This is a genomic window from Streptomyces cinereospinus, from assembly GCF_042430725.1.
Lineage (GTDB): Bacteria > Actinomycetota > Actinomycetes > Streptomycetales > Streptomycetaceae > Streptomyces > Streptomyces cinereospinus.
In genome coordinates this window covers 14362-32307 of record NZ_JBHMCY010000056.1, presented here as the reverse complement: position 1 = coordinate 32307, position 17946 = coordinate 14362, and the positions used below count along the sequence as shown (strand labels likewise).

Sequence of the window (17946 nt, the reverse complement as noted above, 5' to 3'; positions counted from 1 at the left end):
CGCCCTCTTGCCTCACGAGCCGGAGCGATTCCCGTCGGCGCGCTCCGCGCGCCCCTGGGCGGTGTCGGCGGGCTCCAGCACGAACACCGGGATCTCGCGGTCGGTCTTCTTCTGGTAGTCGGCGTAGGGCGGGTACGCCGCCACGGCGCGCTCCCACCACTCGGCCTTCTCCGCGCCGTCGGCCTCCCGGGCCGTCATGTCCCGCTTGACGGGCCCGTCCTGGAGCTCCACGTGCGGATCGGCCTTGACGTTGTGGTACCAGACCGGGTGCCGGGGCGCCCCGCCCTGGGACGCCACGACGGCGTACCGCCCCTCGTGCTCGATCCGCATCAGCGGCGTTTTGCGGATCTTGCCGCTGCGCGCGCCGCGAGTGGTCAGCAGCACCACCGGCAACCCGGTGTCCAGCAGGGTCGTGCCCTGCGTACCGCCGGAACTCTCGTACAGCTCCACCTGTTCACGCACCCACTGCGTCGGACTGGGTTCGTACTCACCTTCGAGGGGCATGGCATCCGTCCTGTCGTCCTGAGCCGAAGCCGGCCGTCACGGTGTCCCCACACTGGCGCACCCGGGATGCATCCGCCCGGGCCGACACACCGCCGCCCGCCATTACCTGACGGGTCATCGCGGAAACCGCCCGCTCGCGGCAGAGTCGGCAGCGCACGCCGCACCAGCCCGTCAGCCGAAGGAGTGGGCCATGACCCCGACCGCGACCGCCCCCGCCACCCGCGCCGTGATCGAGGAACTGCTGCGCAGGATCGGCGAGGGCGACCCCGAGCGGATCGCCGAGCTGTACGCCGCGCACGCCGACTGGAAGCTGAGCTGGCCGCAGGACGAGCACGGCCGCGCCGACACGCCGTGGATCAGCCAGCGCGGCACCCGCGGCGACGTGGCCGCCCACTACCGGGAGTTGGCCGCCCACCACGTCCCCGGCGCCGCGGACACCCGGATCGAGCGCGTCCTCGTGGACGGTGCCGACGCCGTCGTGCTCGGCGAGATCCGCGGGACGGCCCGCCCCACCGGGCGCGCCTACCGGGCCCGGTTCGCCCTGCACCTCACCGTGGAGGACGGCCTGATCACCCGCCACCACGTGTACGAGGACAGCCTGGCGGTGGCCCGGGCCTTCGCCACCGGCTGAGCCGGTCCGGCCGCACCGCCACCGGCCCCCGCCCGACGACGTACGCTCGCTGCCGGCCCGGCGCCAACGGCAGCAGCAGCCACGACGCAGTACGTGCAGCTCGGTTCGACGGACCTGGACGTCTCCCGCATCTGTCCGGGCTGCATGACCTACGGCCTTCCCGACCGGGGCGTGCACGAGCGGACCCTGGACGAGGAGGCGGCGCGGCCGCTGATCCGCCGGCCGGTGGAGGCCGGGATCACCTTCTTCGACACCGCGAACGTCACCTCGGACGGCACCGGCGAGGAGATCGTCGGCAGGGCGCTGCGGGACTTCGCCTCGCCGGGACGGGAGCGTGCTCGCGACTAAGGCGCACGGCCGGACGCGGCCCGGGCACCGACGCACCCCGTGGCGGGGCCCCGACGCAGCCCGTGGCGGGGCACCGACGGTCAGTGCGGGCCCGGTGGGTCGAACTCCGTGCCGCACGGGCCCGCACCCTCGCTCTCCGGCAGCGGCACCCGGTCGCCGCTCATCGTCAGGGTGCGGTAGTGGCCGCCGATGCGCTCGGTGGAGCGGCCGACGTAGTGGCCGATGAAGGAGCGGCGGAAGCGGTCGGCCGCCCGGTTCGGCCCGGAGCCGTGCACCAGGCTGCCGTTGAAGAACAGGACGTCACCCGGCCGCATGTCGACCGGCACGGGCGTCAGACCGGGCGGCGGCGGGACGTACTCCCGCGCGAAGGACACCGACGCGTCGGCCTCCTCCGGGCAGAAGACGTCCATGCGGTGCGTGCCCGGCACGACCTCCAGACCGCCGTTCTCCCGGTCGATGACGTCGCAGGCCACCCACGCCGCCACGCAGGTGCCGGGCTCGACCCGCAGGTAGAAGTTGTCCTGGTGCAGCGCCTGCCCGCGCGCGCCCGGCGGCTTGAAGTAGAACATGCTCTGCGCGGCCAGCACCTCCTCGCCGAGCAGCACCTCCAGCACCTCGCGCAGCCGCGCGTCCAGCAGGAACCGCCGCGCCAGGTCGTCGATCTCGTGCGGGTGCATCACCCTCGGGTGGGCGGCGAGCGGGTCGCCGCCCTCCCGTGGCTCGAAGTGCCCCGGCACGGGCCCGGCCGCGTGCAGCGCGGTGAACCGCGCGCACAGACGGCCGATCTCGTCGTGCCCGAACAGCCCGCGGACGACCGTGAACCCGTCCCGGTGGAACCGGGCGAGCCCTTCCTGGGTCAGGATGGGACGACCGGTGGCGCCGATATCGGTGGCTGTCATGCGTCCACTCCTCGGTGAGGTGTCCTCCGTGCACCACGGTAGGGCCTGTCCGGCCGTTCCCGTCTGCCCGGCGACGCCCTGAGCGCACGTGGTGGGCGGCCACCCCGCCCGGCCTGCGGGCCCCCTCGCCGGTCGGTCACGCGGCGCGGACGGCCGCCCGTCCACCGGTGAGCCACGGCTGGGCCACTCGGGTGACGCGGGCTTCACTCTCGCGGTCCGCACCGTTGACGCCGCGTCACTCCACCCACAACCATGACGGCGTCCGCTGTGTGGGAGCGCTCCCATCGCCAGGATCCCTACGCGCAGAGCAGACTGCGCGGCTGCGTGGGCCAGCTCTGCTACGTCGACGACATCCAGTGCTGGTCGACCAACGAGACGACCGTCAACTGGAACGCGGCGCTGGCCCGCATGGCGTCCTTCGTGGCGGACCAGGGCCGGCCTCCGCCGACCGGCCCGGCCAACCCGGCCAACCCGGCCGGCCCGGCGGACCGAAGGTGACCCGGGGGCGCTCCACGCTACGGGCCGCTCGCGCATTCTGAGCACCTCCTGTCCGTTCCGGTACCGTCTCCCGGCACCTCTGAGCTGGTTGTATTTACCAGCGAGTACCCTGGCGGTACCGTGAGCGCATGCCAGCCCTCAACGTGGAGTTCAGTGAGCGCGAGCTGGAGGACCTGCGGCAGATCGCCAAGGAGCGCGGTACGTCGATGAAGGCCCTCGTGCGGGAGGCGGCCGCGGCCGACATCGCCCGGCACCGGGCGCTGCAGGAGGGTGCGGAGGCCTTCCGCCGGTTCTTCGCCACCCACGCGGACGAGTTCGCGGCCGCCTTCCCCGACGACGAGCCGCCCGCGGGCGGCGAGGGACGGGTCGCCTGAGTGATGTCCCCCGTCCTGCACATCGACGTGCCCTGGCTGCTCCAGCGGCACGAGGAGGTCCTCCCGGACCAGCCGACGATCAACGACTTCTCCGCCCTGGTCGCCGCCGTCGCCCGGCACCGCGTCGACCCGCCCCGCCTCGGCGTGAACTCCGATCCCGCCTGGCGGGCCGCCGCCCTGCTGCACACCCTCGCCCTGCTCCGGCCGCTGCCCTCGGCCAACGCCCGCTTCGCCTGCGCGACCGCCGTGGCGTACATGTTCGTCAGCGGGGTCGGCATCGATCCGCCCTACGGCGCTCTGGTGGACCTCACCCGCGACCTGATCGACGGCAGGACGGACGTCTACGGCGCGGCGGACCGGCTGCGGTCCTGGCAGATCTGACCGCACGGGCGGCCGGACGCGCGAGCCGACTGCCGGCCGGACTCCCGACCGGAGTCCGGCCGGAACAGTTTCCCGGGCGCCCGAATATCGAATGGCTCACCCGCGCGCGTGAGTTGCGACTGAATTCAACTATCTGTCAGTGGCGCGGTCCGGTGGCGCGGATGTTACTCAAGCGCCTTGTTTGTCCAGAGTGAGCTGTGCAAAGGTGAGCTCTCCGGCGGGGGGTGAATGGCCGGGCGCACGCGCACAATTCACACCCCTCGCGCCCCGTGGAAAAGGTACGCACCAACCGGGCCCGCCTTTTTGACGGCCAGCACTCTTGTGTCACCTTGCGTGGGAAGGAATCCGCTCAGTGCCCACCGCCCACCCCCCTCACCCTCCTTGCCCGCCGCCCGGCGGTGATCCGGGCGAGTCCGACGCCGCCCTCGCCGCCCGGCTGACCGGGGCCCCGGAGGCCGACGTCGCCCGGTCCACGGCGCTGCTGATCGCCCGCCACTGGCAGCCGGCGCACGACTACGCGGTGATCTGCCTCGCCTCCTCCGCGGGCACCGCCGCCATGGTCACCTCGGCGGCCGTCCACCAGGTCCTCGGCCGTCTCACCCTGGGCGAGCCGGGCGAGGCGCTGCGGCCGCGGCTGCTGGTGACCGTGCGCGACGTCGTCCGGCTGTGGTCCGCCGAGGAGCGAATAGCGGGGGCACTGCCGGAGTTGCAGAAACCGGCCGGGGGGCGCGGTATGCGCGCCGCCACGTCGATGACGCCGGAAAACCGCAGGCTGACCCAGCACGCATTCCAGCGCCTTCCCGCGGCGGCCCGCACGCTGCTGTGGCACACCGAGGTCGAGGCGGAACCGGTCACCTTCCCCGCCCGTCTGCTCGGCACCGACACCGGCACCGCGTCGGCCCTGCTGGAACAGGCCCGGGACGCATTCCGCGAGGCGCTGGTACGGGCCCATCACGAACTCGCCCCGTCCAAGGACTGCCGTTACCACAACCGCCTCCTCGACGTCCTGATCCGCCGGGGCGGCGCCCTGCAGCCGGACGTCCGACGGCATCTCGCGGAGTGCCGCCACTGCCGTGACACCGCCGAACAGCTCAGCCACTTCGAGGGCGGGCTGGGCACCCTGCTCGCCGAGGCCGTGCTGGGCTGGGGCAGCCGCCGCTATCTCGACTCCCGTCCCGGCCGCGCCCAGCACCGGCCGCGCACCCGTGCCGGAGCCCGCCGCGCCCGCGCCCGCGGCGCGGCCCGCCACGACGTCCTGGCCCGCCTCCCCGGACTGACCGGGCGCTCCTCCCGGGCGCTGCGCACGGGTGCCGGCATCGCCTCGGCCGCCCTGCTCGGCACCCTCCTGGCCACCAGCCTGTCGTCCTACGACGGCGACACCGACCCCGCGGGCGCCACCGACCCCACCGGGCCGGCCGCCGGCACCGGCACCCAGTCCTGGCCCACGGCCGCGGCGACGCCCCCCGGCCCCGCCCAGCTCCCCGCCGCGCCACGGCAGACCCGACTGCGCAACGCCGCCGGCGGGCTGTGCCTCGGCGTCCGCGACGAGCCCGCGGCCGGGACCGGGGCCGTACTGGCGGTGTGTTCCGCCGAGCCGGAGCAGCAGTGGACGTACGAGAACGACGGGCTGCTGCGCAGTGGGGCCGATCCCGGTCTGTGCCTGGACTCGCGCGCGGACGCCGGGGTCGTCATCCTCGGCACCTGCGCCGGGGAGCAGGACGAGCGCGCCGACGACGTGCGCTACGACCTCACTGTCCGGGGCGAGTTGCTGCCCCGCTGGGACGAGCGGCTCGCGCTCGGCCCCGCCACCGGGGACCCGGGAGCCGACGTGGTGGTCAAGGTCCGCGACGGATCCGACGCCCAGCGGTGGCTGACCGACCCGCGGCCGGCCGGCGCGGGCTCCCTGTCGGTCGCCGAGACGGTCGACCCGTCGGCACGGCAGGCGGGCCTCGGCGGCGGGGCGTAGCGGTCACCGTCAAGGCGGGGCGGTGGCGGGCGGGCCGCCCCGCGCGGTCGTCAGGCGGGCCCCTCCACGAGGTCGGCGGCGCCGGCGGTCGCGGGCGTGGCGTGGCCGGACAGGGCGAGGGTCAGGTCGAGTTCGGCCAGCAGGCAGCGGATGACGTGTTCCACGCCCGCCTGGCCGTCGAGCGCGAGACCGTAGACGTACGGCCGGCCGACCAGGACGGCCCGCGCGCCGAGCGCGAGCGCCTTGAAGACGTCGTCCCCGGTGCGCACCCCGCTGTCGAAGAGCACCGTCAGCCGGTCACCGGCCGCCGCCACCACGCCGGGCAGCGCGTCGGCCGCCGCCACCGCGCCGGCCACCTGGCGCCCGCCGTGGTTGGACACCACCACGCCGTCCATCCCGGCGTCGGCCGCCCGCCGGGCGTCGTCCGGGTGCAGCACGCCCTTCAGCACGATCGGGCCGTCCCAGTTCTCCCGCAGGAACGCCAGATCCGGCCAGGTCCTGGCGGGGTCGGCGAACATCCCGAAGAAGTGCGTCACCGCCGCGTCCGGGTCCTCGTGCACCGGCTTGGCGAGGCCCGCCCGGAACGCCGGGTCGGAGAAGTAGTTGGCGGTGCCCACCCCGTGCAGGAACGGCAGATAGGCCTGGTCGAGGTCGCGCGGCCGCCAGGCGAGCAGCGGGGTGTCCAGCGTGACGACCAGGACGCCGAAGCCGGACGCCTGCGCCCGGTTCAGGAAACTCCGCGTCACCTCGCGGTCCCTGGCCCAGTACAGCTGGAACCACCGCTCGGCGTCGCCCATCGCCTCGGCGACCTGTTCGATCGGTGTGCTGGACGCCGAGGACAGCACATACGGCACGCCCTGGGCGGCGGCGGCCCGGGCGGCGGCGGGCTCCGCGTCCGGATGCATGATCGACAGCACCCCGACCGGCGCCAGCGCCACCGGCGCGGGCAGCGTCCGGCCCAGCACCCGCACCGACAGGTCCCGCTCGTGCACGTCGCGCAGCATCCGCGGCACGATCCGGCGGCGCCGCAGCGCCGCCCGGTTGGCCCGGGCCGTACTGCCGTCGCCCGCGCCGCCCGCGACATAGCCGACGGGCCCGGGGCCGAGCCGCCGCTCGGTGAGCTCCTCGAGCCGGGTCAGGTCGGTGGGCAGCCGCGGCACGGCCCCCGTCATCCCGTTCAGGTAGATCTCGTACTGGAAGTCGGCCCAGTGCTTCGCCACCGCCAGGTCCCCGCCTCTCACCGTCGAGCCGCGCCGTCCCGACGATACTGGCGAGTAGGGGCGGATCCGTCCAGCGGGCCACCGGTGACCGCGGCCGGCCGGCTCGCGCGGGAGTACACGGGTCATGACGGGCGGAGACCGGGGTGCATCCGACATGTTTCCGGCCGATTGCGGAACCGCACACATCCGGCCATCAAGTTGCGTCGGGCGATCAAGGGCCGCGCCGGGAGGCGATTGTAACGTTCGAATCCCGTGACTTCACGCCACTGATTCAATACGCAATGTTACTGAAACACATGGGGTGGAGGTGAGATTCGGCGGCGGACTCGGCAGACTCGCGCTCGCCGGTCGGACACCACCGAGACGCCCGGTCCGGTGACCCGTCCGATCGAGCGGAAGGATGCACACCATGCGGAACCCCGCGCGCTGGGCAGCACGCCTCGGCCTCACGGCCGCCGCCGTCTGCGGGCCCCTGACCGGAGCCGCGCACGCCGACCCGGCCACCGGCCCCGCCGCGCTCCACGCCCCGTCGGCCCTGGTGCTCACCACGGGCCACGGCGAGAGCTCGGCCACGGTCACCCCCGAGCGCGCCGTGACCCTCAGCTGCGCTCCCCGGGCCGCCGGGACGCATCCGAACGCCGTCGCGGCCTGTGCCGAACTGCGCGGCGCCGACGGGAACCTCGACGCCCTGGAGAGCCGGCCCGGCGTGTGGTGCACCCGGGAGTACGACCCCGTGGTCGTCCGGGTCGACGGCGTGTGGCAGGGCCAGTACGTCTCCCATGAGCGCACGTTCGCCAATGAATGCGTGAAGAACTCGTACGGGGCGAGCCTCTTCACGTTCTGAGGACCGGGATCGCATGGCCTGCGCGCGTGCCGCGAACGACCCGCAGTTGGGGAGTGCGGGCCGTCGGCGTGGAGGCCCTGGGATCCCGCCCCAGGGGTCGGCCGGGCGGAGTGGGGCCGCCCGCCGACCCCTGGGATCACTCGTTCCCCCGGGATCACTCGTCCGGCCGTCGCGCCCTATCCCGGTGGCTGGTGTCGCACCAGGGGTACCGGCGGCTGCGCCGGCAGGTGCACAGGGCGACCCGGAAGCGGTCCGAGGAGACGGTCGTACCGTCCTCCAGCTCCACTTCCACCGGTCCCTCCACCAGCAGGGGACCGCGGTGCCGGACGGTGATCCGGCGCGGGGGGTCAGTCGGGGAGTTCGGCACGGACGACCACCAGTTCTTCCTTGTTCTCGGCGGCGGACAGCAGCCCCCGCTGCCGCAGCCAGTCCTGCCGCTCCCGCAGGACGGGACCGAAGGCGATCCGGCTGCGGCGGATCACGCTCGACTTCAGACCGGCCCCGCGCAGCAGCTCCAGCGTCCGCTCCGGCCCGCTGAGGGCCGAGTGGACGATCAGCAGGACCCCGCCCGGGCGCAGCAGGGCGGGCGCCTGCCGGCAGATCCGGTCCAGCACCAGCCGCCCGTCGTGGCCCGCGTCCCACGCCCGGGCCGCACCGCGCGGCCGCGCGTCGCCGTCCGGGGACGGCACGTAGGGCGGATTGGCCAGAATCATGTCGAACTTACGTTCGCGCACGGGGTCGAAGAGGTTGCCGTGCCGGATGCGCAGCTGCAAGCCGGACCGCCAGGCGTTGACCCGGGCCGCGGCCACCGCCCGCCACGAGACGTCGACGGCCGTCACCCGCAGGCCGCGCCGCGCGGCACTCAGCGCCAGCGCACCGGTGCCGGTGCCCACGTCGAGCACCTCGGCGCCCGGTGGGAGCGGCTCCTCGGCCAGGGCCTCGGCCAGCAGGGCGGTGTCTTCCTGGGGCGTGTAGACGCCGGGGGGAACCAGAGGATTCACGGCCATCAAGTACCCCCGCATTCAGGAAATAAGGGAGGTTTCGGACGTCAGTGGAGTGCGCAGTGACGTCCTGCCCTCCCGCCATTCGGTGAGCAGCCGCTCGGCGAGGCGGTCCTCGACGAACCCGGTGGCGTCGATGCCGAAGGCGATGTCGGGCGCGAGCCACGGCTCGTCGGCCAGCAGGCCGCCGATCACGTCCTGCCGTACGACCTGCTCGTGCACCGCGTCGGCCTCCACGTGCTCGTCGTAGAAGTGCTCGGCGGCGGGTCCCGCGCCGGTGCGCCGCATGGCCTCGGCGAGCCGCCGGGAACCCGGCGACGACGTGACCTCCACGGCCGCGAAGTGGCCCACCAGGGCGCCCCGCAGTGACCGGTGCAGGCCGAACAGGGACATGAGGTTCACCGTGGTGAGGGTCTCGGCGCAGGCCGCGTCGAGGTAGCGCCCGTAGGCCGTGTCCAGGTCCAGGTCCGTCATCAGGTCGGCGAACAGACGCGCGTGGACGCGGTCGGGCCGCCCGCCGCCGAACTCGTCGAACTCCACGGCCGCCATCGCCGCCTTCGCCCTGCCCCACAGCCGGGGCAGTACCCAGGCGTGCGGGTCCGCCTCCTTCAGGTGGTACAGGGAGCGCTGGGCCGCGTACTCGCGCAGCTGCCACAGCTCGCCCTTGTCCCGCAGGAAGTGGGTGACGCCGGTGCCGTCGACCGGTTCGACGAGGATCTCCGCCAGGGCGTCCTCGACGCTGTCGTGGACCGGGGTGTCGGCGCGCAGGGCGGACAGGAAGCGGTCCTCCAGCGCGGCGCGGACGCGCAGCAGGCCGGGGTCCCACTCGCGGGCCGCGGGCACGCCGTCGAAACCGCGGTAGTGCAGCTCGTAGCAGAGGTAGAGGGCGAGCTGGAGGTCGTCGCCGTACGGGGCCGCGCTCGCGGCCCCGGCCGGGTCGGGCAGCGGGCCCGCGCCCCGGAGGTACCCCATGACCGCGGCGGACAGGGGTCCGCGGGCGGGGGGCAGCTGTGGTTCATGGTGGTCGTGCGTCATGCGGGACCGAGTACCCGGGTGACGCCGGTTGTCCCACCGGCCGGCACCGGGCCCCCCGGGGTGTCCCCTGAGTCCCGTGAAGGCACTCGTGATCAACCGCACACTCAAGCCGTCCCCCGAGCCTTCCGACACGGACGCCCCGGCCCGGGGCGTGGTCGAGCGGCTGCGGAAGGACGACGTGGAGGTCGGGGGAGTGCGCGCCGTCGACCTGGACATCGCGCCGGGGGGTGACGCGCGGGCCGCCCCGGCCCCGGCTACCTCGACCACGAGCGTGGCCGCGACTGGTCCCACCGCACGGGCCGCGCGATGGCGGCCAGCCCGACCGGGGTGGCCCGGGCCCCGGCGGCGCGGCCGGTGGGGCACCGCCCGGGTGAGGCCGGCGGGGCGCCGCCCCCGGCGCCCCGCCCCTCGGACGACCGTCAGTCCCCCTAGGAGTGCTCCTGGGCTCCGGTGTCGGGCGTGATCGCCTCCCCGGCCTCCCGGTGCCGGCGTTCCTCGGGGGACTCCTCGGTGCGGTGCCCGGCGTCACGGATCTCGCGCAGCACCTCCTCGCCGGCCGTCTCGGCGTGCTCGGCGTGCTCGGGGCGCTTGTCGGAGTGCTTGCCGTCGTCGCCGTGCTCGGTCACGGTGAATCCTTTCTCCGGGTGGGTGACGCAGGCCTCCGGACGGGTGACGCGGGCGACGTGAGTGACGCGGTGGCGTCAGGACGTGGCGGTGGCGATCCGCAGCGGTACCGGGTCCGGCGGCGCGGTCTCCGCGCTGAGCCGGCAGACCTCCGCCCACCAGCCCGCGCCCTCCTCGATGTGCCGCAGCAGGACGCCCTCGCGGATCGCCCACGGGCACACGGTGACCGTCTTGAGCCCGGTCACCTTCATCGCCGTGTGCCCGATCACCGCCCCGGCCAGGCTCTGCGCGGCGCGCGGCGCGGAGATGCCGGGCAGCAGCGCCCGCTCGGCGGCGGGCAGCGCGGCCAGCCGGGTCACCGCCGCCCTGAGGTCCGCGCGCCGCACCTGCCGGTCGACGAAGGGCCCCTCCCGCCCCGGCACCGCGCCGCACAGCCGGCCCAGTTGCTGGAAGGTCCGCGAGGTGACCACCGCCGACCGCGGCCCCTCCCAGCGGATCCGCGCGCCGACGTCCCGCAGCTGGTGCCTGACCTTGCGGCGCAGCGCCCGCACCTGCTCGGGCGACGGCGGGTCCTGCTCCCCGAAGAACTCGTGGGTCAGCCGTCCCGCGCCGAGCGGCAGCGAGGCCACGAAGTCCGGCAGCCGTCCCCGGCCGAAGGCCACTTCGAGGGAGCCGCCGCCGATGTCCAGCAGGGCCAGCGGTCCCGACCGCCACCCCATCCAGCGCCGCGCGCCGAGGAACGTCAGTTCGGCCTCCAGCTCGCCGGGCAGGGTGCACAGCTCCACCCCGGTCCGGGACCGCACGGTGCGCAGCACCTCAAGACGGTTCGGGGCGCCGCGCACGACCGTCGTGGCGAAGGCCAGCGGACCCGCCGCGCCCCACCGCGCCGACGCACGGCTCGCCTCGGCGACCGCCTCCGCCAGCCGTTCGACGGCCGGTTCCGGGATCGCCTCCCCGGGCTTGACGTCCTCGCACAGGCGCAGCCGCCACTTGGCGGTATGGACCGGCAGCGGCACGCCGCCCTCCGCGTCCGCCACCACCAGCCGGACCGTTCTCGATCCCACGTCCACCACGCTGATTCGCATGGCCAGGCGGGTACCCGGTCGGACCGCACTTCAAGTGTCCCGGCCCCCGTGCGCCGCCCGGAGTGCGCCCGTGCGCCGGAAGGCCGCCGGACGCGGCACGGCGGCGGGCTACGCCAACTGCCGCCGCACCAGCTCGTGCAGCCGGCCGCCGGTGTCCGCGAGCAGCTGCGCCGGCGGTCCCTGCTGGGCGACCTTGCCGTCCTCCATCACGATGACCCGGTCGGCGTCCAGCACCGTCGACAGCCGGTGGGCGATGACGATCCGGGTGGCCTGGAGGGCCTTGGTGCTCTCGATGACCTTGCGCTGCGTCTCGTTGTCCAGGGCGCTGGTCGCCTCGTCGAAGAAGAGGATGCGCGGCCGCCGGATCAGCGCCTGGGCGATCATCAGCCGCTGCCGCTGGCCGCCGGAGATCGCCCCGTTGCCCGCGACGATGGTGTGCAGCCCCATCGGCATCCGCCGGATGTCCTCGGCGAGCCCCGCCAGCTCGGCCGCCGCCATCGCCTCCTCCGGCGTGTACGGCTCGGTGCCGCAGATGACGTCCAGGATCGAACCGGTGAACGGCTGCGCGTGCTGGAGCACCACCCCGCACTGCCGGCGCACGGCCGACTGGTCCAGCGCGGCCAGGTCCTGACCGTCGTAGAGCACACTCCCGGAGAGCGGCCTGTCGAAGCCGATCAGCAGCCGCAGCAGGGTCGACTTGCCGCAGCCGGACGGCCCGACCACCGCCACGAACTCGCCCGGCCGCACCTCGAACGACACGTCGTCCAGGACCAGCGGCCCGTCGTCGGAGTACCGGAACGACAACCGCCGCGCCTCCACGGCCCCGGAGAGCGGGCCCGGCCGGGTGCTGGCCGTACGTACCTCCGGCGTCGCCCGGAGCACCGGCTTGATCTCCTCGTACAGCGGCAGCGCCGCCACCAGCGACACGAACGCGCCGGTGATCTGGGTGACGGAGGTGAGCAGCATCGTCACCGAGGTGTTGAAGGCGAGGAAGTCGGCGGCGGACATCGAGCCCCGCGCCGGGCCCGCGAGCAGCATGAACATCAGCAGCGAGCACAGCGGCAGGTAGATCGCGCCGAGCACCGTGGTGAGGTTCTTGATCCGCCCCAGGCGCTGCTGGAGCTCGCGGCTGCGCGCGAACTCGGCCGCCCAGGCGGCGTAGGCGTAGTTCTCGGCCGCCGCCACGCGCAGCTTGGGCAGGCCGCGCAAGGTCTGGAAGGCCTGGTTGTTCAGCTTGTTGGTGAGCACGGTCAGACGCCGCTGCCAGCGCACCTGCCACAGTCCGAGCCCGAGGAAGACGGCGGCGATCACGACGAGCATGCCCATGGCGGCCAGCGCCAACGGGACGCTGTACCAGAGCAGCAGCCCCAGGTTCATCGCGCCGACGGTCACCGACTGGGCGACGGTCGGGCCGACGCCCGCGAGCAGCCTGCGGATCGCGCTGATGCCCATGGCCGCACTGGCCAGTTCCCCCGTGGACCGGCCGGTGAAGAACGTGGTCGGCAGCCGCAGCAGCCGGTCCCACACGGCCGGCTGGAGCGTCGCCTCGATCCGGCCCTCCAGGCGCAGGATGGTCATGTTCTGCAGCAGCATGAACGCCGCCGCGACGACGCTGCTGACCATCACCGCCAGACAGACCTGCGCGATCAGCCCCGCCTGCGCCTTCGGCACGAACTCGCCGAGCACCTTGCCGGTGGCGATCGGCACCAGCGCGCCGATCGCCACCGTGACCAGCCCGCTGAGCAGCAGCCCGGCCACATCGCCGCGGGTGCCCCGCAGGCAGAACCGCAGCAACCCGAGCGGACCCAGCGGGCGTTCGGGCAGCGGCCGGTAGAACATCACCGCGCGCGGCTCGAACTCCGGCGCGTTGGCCTTCTCGACCGGCGTCTCGCGTCCGGTCGCCGGATGCACCGCCACATAGCCGCCGCGCCGCCACAGCAGCGCGACCGGCGCCCCCGACAGGGCCCGCCGGCCCACCAGCGGACCCACGTTCTCCCGCCACCAGCCGCCGTCCAGGCGTACCGCGCGGGTCCGCACGCGCGAGGCCAGCGCGATCCGCTCGACCGGGTCGAGCCGGTCGCTCTCGGCGCCGCCGTGCCCGGGGTCGGCGAGCCGGATCCCGGCCGCGGCGGCGACCAGCCTGCACGCGGCGTACGTGGCGTCCGCGTCGGCGGCGGTGGTGCGCTGGGCGGACGTCCTGCCGATCGCGGCGAGCAGCGTCCGGTCGGCCTGCGCGCGGACCTGCTCACCGGCCCTGATCCCGGCGGCGGTGCGCGTCTCGTGGGTGCGCTCCAGCTGCTCGATCCAGCGGTCCAGGGTGGTCAGCAGGCGGTACTGCTGGTCGACCATGCCCTGCCACAGGGCCGGGTCCATCAGCAGGTCGGCGGCGGCCTCCGCGCCGTACAGCGAGCCGTACTGGACGCTGCCGGGCGGCACCTGCATCCAGAACACGTCGTCGTCGGTCATCTCGGCGGCCCGCTCACCCGCCGTCGGCGCCTGGAAGAGGACCGACAGCCCGCGCCCGACGCCGAGCGCCAGGGCGTACTCCAGCGGGCTCGTCGTGGGCGGGACGTACCGCGGGTCGCCGTACTCGTCGTACGACCACGTCTGCGTCCGCGCCGGCTGGTACAGCTCGCGCAGCCCGATGCGGCGCACCACGCAGTCCCGGACCGGGCGGGCGACCAGCGTGTGCTGCGGGCCCGCGACCGGCCCGAGCAGCAGCGTGCCCGCCTCCAGCCGGCCGAGGTGGTGCCAGTGGCCCTGCTGGGCGGCGTCCACCGCGAACAGGTCGAGGGCGCCCGCCGCGACGAGCCACAGCACCTGCGGCCCCGCCAGGTCCAGCCGGCCGGACCCGGCGCAGTCGACGGGCGTGCCCACCGAGCCGAGCGCACCGAGGACGTAGTCGTCGCCGTGCACGGTCGTCATCTCACCGCTCCCTGACCAGCGCCGCGTAGGCGCCGCCGCGTGCCACCAGCTCGTCGTGCCGGCCCCGTTCCACGATCGCGCCGTGCTGGAGTACGACGATCTCGTCGCTGTCCCGCACGGTGCTGAGCCGGTGCGCGATCACCACACAGGCGCAGCCGCGCCGGCGCAGGTTGTCCATGACGACCAGCTCCGTTTCGGCGTCGAGCGCGCTGGTCACCTCGTCCAGCACGAGGATGCTGGGCCGGCGCACCAGCGCCCGGGCGATCTCCAGACGCTGGCGCTGCCCGCCGGAGAAGTTGCGGCCGTCCTGCTCGACCCGGCTGTGGATGCCGCCGGGCCGGCGCGTCACGACGTCGTGCAGCGCCGCGTCCTTGAGCGCCTCCACCACCGCCTCGTCCGGGACGGACGGGTCCCACAGCGCCACGTTGTCCCGCACCGAGCCCTCGAACAGGAACACGTCCTGGTCGACGAAGGAGACGGAGGCGGCGAGCGCGCCGCGCGGGATGTCCTCCAGCCGCTGCCCGTCGATGCGGATCACGCCCTCCCAGGGCGTGTACAGACCCGAGATCAGCCGGGAGACGGTCGACTTGCCGCTGCCCGAGCCGCCGACGAGCGCCACCTGCCGGCCCGGCCCGACGGTCAGGTCGAAGCCGGTGAGCAGGGGCTTGTCGAGCGGGCTGTAGCCGAAGGTGACGTCCTCCAGCTCGACGTGGCCGTGCAGGCGCCGGGTGGAGTCGCCGCCCGCGCGGTCGTACAGCGGGTCGGTGCGGAAGTTCTCCACGTCCTTCAGCCGGGCCACGTCCGCCGCGAAGTCCTGGATGCGGCCCGCGACGCCGTTCAGCCGGGTCAGCGGGGCGGTGAACCGGGTGACCAGCGCCTGGAAGGCGACCAGCAGGCCGACCGAGATGTGGCCCTCGATCGCCCGCATGCCGCCGATCCACAGGATCAGCGCACTGTTCAGCGTCGCCAGCGTCGGCGCGACCACGCCCAGCCAGGCGCTCGGCACACCGAGCCGCTGCTGCTCCTCCAGCGTGGTGGCGTGCTGTCCGGCCCACTTGCGGAAGTAGCCGTCCTCGCCGCCGGTCGCCTTCATCGTCTCGATCAGCTGCAGACCGGTGTACGCGGTGTTGGTGAGCCGGGCGTGGTCCGCGCGCAGCTTGGCCGTCCGGGTCGCGCGCAGCCGGATCACCACCCGCATGGCGACGATGTTCAGCAGCGCCACGCCGACGCCGACGAAGGTGAGCTGCGGGTCGTAGGTGTAGAGGAGCACGGCGTACAGCACCACGACCACCGCGTCCACCCCCGCCGCCGCCAGGTCGCGGGCGAGCGTCTCGGCCACCGCGTCGTTGGACTGCAGGCGCTGCACCAGGTCGGCCGGGCTGCGCTGGGAGAAGAAGGTGACCGGCAGGCGCAGCAGGTGCCGCAGGAAGCGCGCGCTGGACAGCGTCGAGGAGATGATGCGGCCGTGGTGCAGGTTGGCCTGCTGCAACCAGGTCAGCACCAGCGTCAGCAGCACGCAGGCGCCCATGGAGGCGAACAGCACGTCCAGCAGCGAGGTCTGCCCGCCGATCAGGAACGTGTCGATGTAGGTCCGGCCGAGCGCGGGCACGGCCGCGCCGACCAACACCAGCAGCAGGCTCGCCAGCACGGCGGCGGGCAGGGTGCCGGCGGTGCCGCGCAGCCGGGCGGGCATCGCGCCCCAGACGCCCGGCCTGCGTCCGCCGCGCGTGAAGCCGTCCCCCGGCTCCAGCGTCAGGACGACGCCGGTGAAGCTGCCGTCGAAGTCCTCCATCGGCACGAAACGACGGCCCTTGGCGGGGTCGTTGACGAAGACGCCCCGGCGTCCGAAGCGGCGGCCCACGCCGTCGTAGACGACGTAGTGGTTGAACTCCCAGAACAGGATCGCCGGCGCCTTGACCTCGGCGAGCGCGGCCAGGTCCATCTGCATGCCCTTGGCGGTCAGGCCGTAGCCGCGCGCCGCCTTCAGCAGATTGCTGGCGCGCGAGCCGTCGCGGGAGACGCCGCAGGCGATGCGCAGCTCCTCCAGCGGGACGTGCTTGCCGTAGTGGCCGAGCACCATGGCGAGGGAGGCGGCGCCGCACTCGACGGCCTCCATCTGCAGGACCGTGGGGGTGCGGACGGCGCGGCGGCGGCCCTTGGGGACGGTGCGTCCGGGCGGGGCGGCGCGGCGGCGGCCCCGGGTCTCGGGGGCGGCGGCGGTCACGGCAGCAGCCAATCGACGGGACGTTGGCCGGCCAGCCGGATCGAGCCCGTGGCCATCGTCATGGAGGTGAGGGGGAACGGCGGTCCGCCGGCGGAGGACCACCGGTAGCCGCTCCTCGTGCCGGCGGACTCGTCGAGGCGGACCAGGACGGCGACCGGGCGGCCGTCCTTCGTGAACTGCTCGCCGAGCTGGCTGTCGCCGAGGAACGCGGCGATCTCCCGCGGTGACTGCGGGGAGCGGTCCACCGACTGCACGTGGCCGCGCAGGACGCCGTACTCCTGGGCCGGAACGGTCTGCACGGTCAGGTCCACGGCCGCGTTCGCGGGGATGGAGCCGGCGTTCTCGGCGGGGACGTACACCGTGGCGTACAGCGGGTCGTCCGCGCCGGCGACCTTCTCGACGGCGGCGACGTTCGCGCCGGTCGCGATGATCTGGCCGATCGTGGCGGCGAGCGCGGTGAGGCGGCCGGCCGCGATCGTGCGGACGACGGTCTCGCCCCCGCTCGTGCGCACCCTCAGCAGCGGGGAGTTCGCGGGAAGCCGCTCGCCCTCCTCGGCGAGGATCGCGGTGACCTGGCCCGCGACCGGGCTCTGCAGGACGTAACTGCCCTCGCCGTGGGTGAGGATGGCGGGCGCGCTCACGGTGGAGGTGACCGAACCGGTCACGGCCCACACGGACGCGGCGGCCATCGCGACCACGGTCACCGACAGCACGAGCCAGCCCTGCGGGCGGGCGAGACGTACCGGGAGGTCGAGCTCCTCGGGCGACTGGAGCTTGGCGAGGGCCTGTTGGCGGAACTGCACGGATCTTCCCTCACCGGGTGGACTGGGTGACGGCATCCGAAGAGTCCCGAAGCCGGCGAACGGCTCCGGGACTCAGCGGTACTGGTGTGCGATCAGAGACCGGCGACCAGGTGGGTGACCGGAGCGGTGTTCAGGCCGGTGACACCCTCGACGGTACCGACGACCGTGTTGACCAGGCCGGAGACCGGGGCGACGCCGTCCACCACGCCGACGACGGTGCTCACGGCGTTCACGGAGAGGCCGCCGGAGACGTTGTCGAGCTCGGCGTCGGAGATCTCAACGGTCTCGAACTGGGGGGTGGAGTTCATGATGGAACTTCCCTTCGTATGGCAATTTCACAAGGGGGGAGCGGCCCCCTCTGGGGACAGATGGACGGCCGCGACCACGGGCGCCGGGCGCCCCTGGCCGAGGAGCCCTCCGCGGACCCCGCGGTGCGATGGATCAAAGCACGCGGCGACCGTGGGCTTCCAATCAATCACCGGCCCCACCAGGGCACTTGCGTCACAGGGGCGGTCAACCGTGCAGGTGTGCGCACGGCTTGTCGCCGACTTCTTCACACGCCGCCCGGCATCGCCGCGCGCCCG

18 protein-coding genes and 1 pseudogene are annotated in these 17946 nt (G+C 74.0%); 7 read left to right on the top strand and 12 right to left on the bottom strand.

From position 1 onward, the window contains the following. Positions 1 to 12: 12 nt before the first annotated feature. Positions 13 to 504 carry a nitroreductase family deazaflavin-dependent oxidoreductase gene (locus ACFF45_RS25265; RefSeq protein WP_381348743.1) on the bottom strand — a complete coding sequence of 164 codons (492 nt, stop codon included), beginning with the start codon at positions 502 to 504 and terminating at the stop codon, positions 13 to 15. Between the two features lie 190 nt (positions 505 to 694). Between ACFF45_RS25265 and ACFF45_RS25260 the strand changes: the two genes are divergently transcribed. Together ACFF45_RS25260 and ACFF45_RS25255 are read left to right on the top strand one after the other, a co-directional pair. After that, the gene (locus ACFF45_RS25260; RefSeq protein ID WP_381348742.1) at positions 695 to 1135 is read left to right on the top strand and encodes a nuclear transport factor 2 family protein; all 441 of its coding nucleotides are present in this window, start codon (positions 695 to 697) and stop codon (positions 1133 to 1135) included. A gap of 144 nt (positions 1136 to 1279) precedes the next feature. After that, a pseudogene (locus tag ACFF45_RS25255) lies at positions 1280 to 1508 on the top strand (aldo/keto reductase); the annotation flags it as partial. 55 nt (positions 1509 to 1563) lie between these two features. Here ACFF45_RS25255 and ACFF45_RS25250 read toward each other — a convergent pair. Next, entirely contained in the window at positions 1564 to 2382 is an 819-nt protein-coding gene (locus ACFF45_RS25250) for a phytanoyl-CoA dioxygenase family protein (protein WP_381348741.1), read from the bottom strand. 252 nt (positions 2383 to 2634) lie between these two features. Here ACFF45_RS25250 and ACFF45_RS25245 point away from each other — a divergent pair, with 252 nt between their 5' ends. The 4 genes from ACFF45_RS25245 to ACFF45_RS25230 all read left to right on the top strand — a co-directional run bounded on the left by ACFF45_RS25245 (position 2635) and on the right by ACFF45_RS25230 (position 5601). After that, a complete protein-coding gene (locus ACFF45_RS25245) occupies positions 2635 to 2880 on the top strand; it encodes a hypothetical protein (protein ID WP_381348765.1) in 246 nt (81 codons plus the stop codon). A gap of 128 nt (positions 2881 to 3008) precedes the next feature. After that, on the top strand, positions 3009 to 3254 hold the full coding sequence (locus tag ACFF45_RS25240; RefSeq protein WP_381348740.1) for a hypothetical protein: 246 nt from the start codon (positions 3009 to 3011) through the stop codon (positions 3252 to 3254). A 3-nt stretch (positions 3255 to 3257) separates the two neighbouring features. After that, positions 3258 to 3635 carry a toxin Doc gene (locus ACFF45_RS25235; protein ID WP_381348739.1) on the top strand — a complete coding sequence of 126 codons (378 nt, stop codon included), beginning with the start codon at positions 3258 to 3260 and terminating at the stop codon, positions 3633 to 3635. Positions 3636 to 3987: 352 nt separating this feature from the next. Beyond that, the gene (locus tag ACFF45_RS25230) at positions 3988 to 5601 is read left to right on the top strand and encodes an RICIN domain-containing protein (RefSeq protein ID WP_381348738.1); all 1614 of its coding nucleotides are present in this window, start codon (positions 3988 to 3990) and stop codon (positions 5599 to 5601) included. 50 nt (positions 5602 to 5651) lie between these two features. On the opposite strand, the gene ACFF45_RS25225 is transcribed toward ACFF45_RS25230, so the two are convergent. Then, positions 5652 to 6821 carry a lactate 2-monooxygenase gene (locus ACFF45_RS25225; protein ID WP_381348737.1) on the bottom strand — a complete coding sequence of 390 codons (1170 nt, stop codon included), beginning with the start codon at positions 6819 to 6821 and terminating at the stop codon, positions 5652 to 5654. 409 nt (positions 6822 to 7230) lie between these two features. Between ACFF45_RS25225 and ACFF45_RS25220 the strand changes: the two genes are divergently transcribed. Beyond that, positions 7231 to 7665: a subtilase-type protease inhibitor gene (locus ACFF45_RS25220; protein ID WP_381348736.1), complete on the top strand. Its 435-nt coding sequence runs from the start codon at positions 7231 to 7233 to the stop codon at positions 7663 to 7665. Positions 7666 to 7819: 154 nt separating this feature from the next. On the opposite strand, the gene ACFF45_RS25215 is transcribed toward ACFF45_RS25220, so the two are convergent. From ACFF45_RS25215 to ACFF45_RS25175, 9 genes are all read right to left on the bottom strand, one after another. Beyond that, positions 7820 to 8032, bottom strand: coding sequence for a CDGSH iron-sulfur domain-containing protein (locus tag ACFF45_RS25215; protein ID WP_381348735.1), 213 nt, complete (start codon positions 8030 to 8032; stop codon positions 7820 to 7822). After that, positions 8013 to 8672, bottom strand: a complete 660-nt coding sequence (locus ACFF45_RS25210) for a HemK2/MTQ2 family protein methyltransferase (protein ID WP_381348734.1) — start codon at positions 8670 to 8672, stop codon at positions 8013 to 8015. Before ACFF45_RS25210 ends, ACFF45_RS25215 begins: the two co-directional genes overlap by 20 nt. A gap of 15 nt (positions 8673 to 8687) precedes the next feature. After that, on the bottom strand, positions 8688 to 9701 hold the full coding sequence (locus ACFF45_RS25205) for an iron-containing redox enzyme family protein (RefSeq protein ID WP_381348733.1): 1014 nt from the start codon (positions 9699 to 9701) through the stop codon (positions 8688 to 8690). 428 nt (positions 9702 to 10129) lie between these two features. Then, a complete protein-coding gene (locus ACFF45_RS25200; protein WP_381348732.1) occupies positions 10130 to 10327 on the bottom strand; it encodes a hypothetical protein in 198 nt (65 codons plus the stop codon). Between the two features lie 75 nt (positions 10328 to 10402). Further along, positions 10403 to 11410 (bottom strand): Ppx/GppA family phosphatase, encoded by a 1008-nt coding sequence (locus ACFF45_RS25195; protein ID WP_381348731.1) that lies wholly within the window; start codon positions 11408 to 11410, stop codon positions 10403 to 10405. A 108-nt stretch (positions 11411 to 11518) separates the two neighbouring features. After that, positions 11519 to 14335, bottom strand: a complete 2817-nt coding sequence (locus ACFF45_RS25190) for an NHLP bacteriocin export ABC transporter permease/ATPase subunit (RefSeq protein WP_381348730.1) — start codon at positions 14333 to 14335, stop codon at positions 11519 to 11521. A 1-nt stretch (position 14336) separates the two neighbouring features. After that, complete coding sequence (locus ACFF45_RS25185) at positions 14337 to 16559, bottom strand: NHLP family bacteriocin export ABC transporter peptidase/permease/ATPase subunit (protein ID WP_381348764.1); 2223 nt, start codon at positions 16557 to 16559, stop codon at positions 14337 to 14339. Next, positions 16556 to 17362 carry an HlyD family efflux transporter periplasmic adaptor subunit gene (locus ACFF45_RS25180; RefSeq protein WP_381348729.1) on the bottom strand — a complete coding sequence of 269 codons (807 nt, stop codon included), beginning with the start codon at positions 17360 to 17362 and terminating at the stop codon, positions 16556 to 16558. Before ACFF45_RS25180 ends, ACFF45_RS25185 begins: the two co-directional genes overlap by 4 nt. Before the next feature lie 92 nt (positions 17363 to 17454). Then, entirely contained in the window at positions 17455 to 17670 is a 216-nt protein-coding gene (locus tag ACFF45_RS25175; RefSeq protein WP_381348728.1) for a type A2 lantipeptide, read from the bottom strand. Positions 17671 to 17946: the final 276 nt, after the last annotated feature.

Coding starts and splice junctions, on each gene's coding strand:
- ACFF45_RS25195 (WP_381348731.1), bottom strand. CDS start 11,410: ATGCGAATCAGCGTGGTGGACGTGGGATCGAGAACGGTCCGGCTGGTG.
- ACFF45_RS25205 (WP_381348733.1), bottom strand. CDS start 9,701: ATGACGCACGACCACCATGAACCACAGCTGCCCCCCGCCCGCGGACCC.
- ACFF45_RS25175 (WP_381348728.1), bottom strand. CDS start 17,670: ATGAACTCCACCCCCCAGTTCGAGACCGTTGAGATCTCCGACGCCGAG.
- ACFF45_RS25220 (WP_381348736.1), top strand. CDS start 7,231: ATGCGGAACCCCGCGCGCTGGGCAGCACGCCTCGGCCTCACGGCCGCC.
- ACFF45_RS25250 (WP_381348741.1), bottom strand. CDS start 2,382: ATGACAGCCACCGATATCGGCGCCACCGGTCGTCCCATCCTGACCCAG.
- ACFF45_RS25265 (WP_381348743.1), bottom strand. CDS start 504: ATGCCCCTCGAAGGTGAGTACGAACCCAGTCCGACGCAGTGGGTGCGT.
- ACFF45_RS25235 (WP_381348739.1), top strand. CDS start 3,258: ATGTCCCCCGTCCTGCACATCGACGTGCCCTGGCTGCTCCAGCGGCAC.
- ACFF45_RS25240 (WP_381348740.1), top strand. CDS start 3,009: ATGCCAGCCCTCAACGTGGAGTTCAGTGAGCGCGAGCTGGAGGACCTG.
- ACFF45_RS25245 (WP_381348765.1), top strand. CDS start 2,635: ATGACGGCGTCCGCTGTGTGGGAGCGCTCCCATCGCCAGGATCCCTAC.
- ACFF45_RS25210 (WP_381348734.1), bottom strand. CDS start 8,672: ATGGCCGTGAATCCTCTGGTTCCCCCCGGCGTCTACACGCCCCAGGAA.
- ACFF45_RS25190 (WP_381348730.1), bottom strand. CDS start 14,335: ATGACGACCGTGCACGGCGACGACTACGTCCTCGGTGCGCTCGGCTCG.
- ACFF45_RS25260 (WP_381348742.1), top strand. CDS start 695: ATGACCCCGACCGCGACCGCCCCCGCCACCCGCGCCGTGATCGAGGAA.